We start from the raw sequence: 2,975 nt of genomic DNA, 5'->3' as shown, positions 1-2,975 counted from the left end.
TCCATCAGGTTCCTGTCGTAGGGTATCGTCCCCAGGACGGGGACGTTCATCTCCGCCAGCTTCTCTTTGATGATCACCTGCTCCTCGGGGGCCTTGCTGATGACCGCCATCACCTTCTCGATCCCCAGGTCACGGGCGAGCTTCTTGATCCTCTCCAGGGTCTCCACGGACCGCAGGCCCGGCTCGACGACGGCGATCATCACGTCGACGCCCCTGGTGGTGCCTCGACCCAGGTGCTCGATCCCCGCCTCCATGTCCAGGATCACCAGGTCCTTCTCCCGGAGGATGACGTGCCGGAGGAGGGCGCGGAGGAAGGCGGTCTCGGGGCACATGCAGCCGCTTCCGCCGGTGTCGACCGTCCCCATCACCGCGAGCTTCACCCCGTCGGGGCCGACGCAGCCGCACTTTCCGATGACGTCGTCTACTTTCGGGTTGAGCTTGAACATCCCGAACTCGGCGCTGGCCCTCTCCTGGACCATCTCCTTGTACTCGGTGATGGGCTTGGGGTTCTCGGGGACTCCTATGGCCGACGCGAGGTTCATGTCCGGGTCTGCGTCTATGGCGATCACGTTGTAACCGTCGCGAGCAAAGAGACGGGCCAGGGTTCCGGCGAGGGTGGTCTTGCCGACGCCTCCTTTTCCTGAGATGGCAATCTTGATGGTAAAACCTCCATATCAACTATCTAGATATATGTTGGAGAGCGATGTTTATATGGGTTCTGGAAACCGCGCAGGCGCTCTTTGGACTTCTGACTTTTAGCTTTAAAGGTGGTTTTGGAGATGGCGAGGGAAGACGACATCGAATCCGGGATCAGATCGGCCATTGAATCGGGCATCGAATACGAGACTGGACCGGCCGCAGGCCCACAGGCTGAGGGCGATCCGTCCAGCCCCATCGGCCCTTTCGCCCCTGAGCTCCTCCAGGGGAGGTATCTGAGGCGGGACGAACGGGGGATGGTGGTGGAGACCCCCGACCAGATGTTCCGGCGGGTGGCAGATCATGTGGCCTCGGCCGAGGTCCGCTTCGGAGAGGATCGCTCAGACCTCTCGGCGAGGTTCGGGGAGATGATGAGAGAGGGCCTCTTCTTGCCAAACTCCCCCACCCTGATGAACGCGGGCCTCTCTTTAGGCCAGCTCTCTGCCTGCTTCGTCATCCCGGTCGAGGACTCCATGGAGGGGATCTTCGGCGCCCTGAAGCTGATGGCCATCGTTCATCAGAGCGGAGGAGGCACCGGCTTCTCCTTCTCTCGGCTCCGGCCGAAGGGCGACGTGGTTCGGTCCACGGGAGGGATCGCCAGCGGCCCAGTCTCCTTCATGGGGATATTCGACGCCGCCACCGAGGTGGTGAAGCAGGGCGGCAGAAGAAGGGGCGCCAACATGGGAGTGCTCAGGGCGGACCATCCCGACGTGATCGACTTCGTCCACTCCAAAGACGAGCCGGGAAGGCTGGAGAACTTCAACATATCCGTGGGGATCGAGGGCGAGTTCATGCGCCGGGCGGAGAGGGATGAGGAGATCGATCTGATCAATCCTCGAACCGGGTGCGTCTCCGGCACCTTGAACGCCGCCCGGCTCCTGAGGGAGATCGCCTCCTCCGCCTGGCGGAGGGGGGACCCCGGCGTCCTATTTCTGGACAGGATCAACCAGGCCCATCCTCTGCCAGACGTCATCGAGGCCACAAACCCCTGCGGCGAGCAGCCGCTTTTGCCCTACGAGTCCTGCAACCTGGGCTCGGTGAACCTCTCACGGTTCGCCCGCCGGGGGGAGGTCGAATGGGATCGGCTGGCGGAGACGGTCCGCCTGGCGGTGCGGTTTCTGGACGACGTCATCGAGGTGAACCACTTTCCCCACGGCCTGATGAGGGATGCCACCCTCAAGACCAGGAAGATCGGCCTGGGGGTGATGGGCTTTGCGGAGATGCTGATCAAGATGAACGTATCCTACAGCTCCAAAGACGCCCTCCGGGTGGCCGAGAAGACGATGAGCTTCGTCTCCAGGGAGGCGAGGGAGGAGTCGAAGCGGCTGGGCCGCGCCCGAGGGTCGTTTCCCCTCTTCGGGAGGAGCAGCCTGGAGGGCGACGCCATGAGGAACGCCACCGTCACCACCATTGCGCCCACCGGCTCCATCAGCATGATCGCGGGGACGAGCAGTGGGATCGAGCCCCTATTCGCCCTCTCCTTCGTCCGGGACCTTCTGGGCAAAAAGACGGTTATCGCCTCGCCCCTCTTCGAGAGGATGGCCAGGGAGGCGGGGGCGTACAGCCCGGAGCTGATGAGGAGGGTGGCTAAGACGGGAAACCTGCGGAACGCGAACGTCCCCGACCATCTCAAGGAGCTCTTCGTCACCGCTCTGGAGGTCACCCCCGAGCAGCACGTTCGGGTCCAGGCGGCCTTCCAGAAGTTCACCGACAACGCCGTCTCCAAGACGGTGAACATGCCGACCGAGGCGACGGTCGAGGACGTCCTGGAGGTCTTCCGCCTCGCCTACCGGCTGGGGTGCAAGGGGATCACAGTCTATCGGTACGGGTCGAGAGACCAGCTCCTCTACCTCGGCGACGGCGACGACACGACCTGCGGAAGGTGCGGAGATTGTGGGTGAGCGAGTGGGCAAATGGGCGAGGGAGAACGGGGCCGATAAACCTAAGAGATCGAGCCCCAATTATAGGATCATGAAGATTGGGATCGCCGATACCAACTTCGCCCGATACGACATGACACGGGCCGCCATCAAGGAGCTGAAGCGGGGCTGCTCCGCCGAGATCGTTCGCCGCACCGTCCCCGGGGTCAAGGACCTGCCGGTCGCCGCGAAGATCCTGATCGAGGAGCGGGGCTGCGACCTGGTGATGGCCCTGGGGATGCCGGGGGCGAAATCCATCGACAAGACCTGCGCCCACGAGGCCTCGACCGGCCTGATCATGGCGCAGCTTATGACCAACACCCACATCATCGAGGTCTTCGTCCACGAGGACGAGGCCGA

The 2,975-nt window shown here is 63.3% G+C and carries 3 protein-coding genes; 2 read left to right on the top strand and 1 reads right to left on the bottom strand.

What is annotated here, in order from left to right; all coding sequences use genetic code 11:
- Nucleotides 1–659 (bottom strand): AAA family ATPase (locus ACP5EL_RS10035; protein ID WP_428402373.1); only part of this gene is annotated, 659 nt, incomplete at its 3' end.
- Between the two features lie 120 nt (nucleotides 660–779).
- Between ACP5EL_RS10035 and ACP5EL_RS10030 the strand changes: the two genes are divergently transcribed.
- Together ACP5EL_RS10030 and ribC are read left to right on the top strand one after the other, a co-directional pair.
- Complete coding sequence (locus tag ACP5EL_RS10030; RefSeq protein ID WP_428402371.1) at nucleotides 780–2,597, top strand: adenosylcobalamin-dependent ribonucleoside-diphosphate reductase; 1,818 nt, start codon at nucleotides 780–782, stop codon at nucleotides 2,595–2,597.
- Between the two features lie 67 nt (nucleotides 2,598–2,664).
- A partial coding sequence (gene ribC / locus ACP5EL_RS10025; protein WP_428402372.1) for a riboflavin synthase occupies nucleotides 2,665–2,975 on the top strand: 311 nt, incomplete at its 3' end.

Origin of the sequence: Methanocrinis sp., from assembly GCF_049974945.1 — an archaeon.
Classification (GTDB): Archaea; Halobacteriota; Methanosarcinia; order Methanotrichales; family Methanotrichaceae; genus Methanocrinis.
The sequence above is the reverse complement of the archived record's forward strand: the minus strand, read 5'-3'. Positions and strand labels throughout refer to the sequence as shown.

What these genes read in the sequence shown, in the direction of transcription:
- ACP5EL_RS10030 (WP_428402371.1), top strand. Translation starts at nt 780, where the DNA reads ATGGCGAGGGAAGACGACATCGAATCCGGGATCAGATCGGCCATTGAA.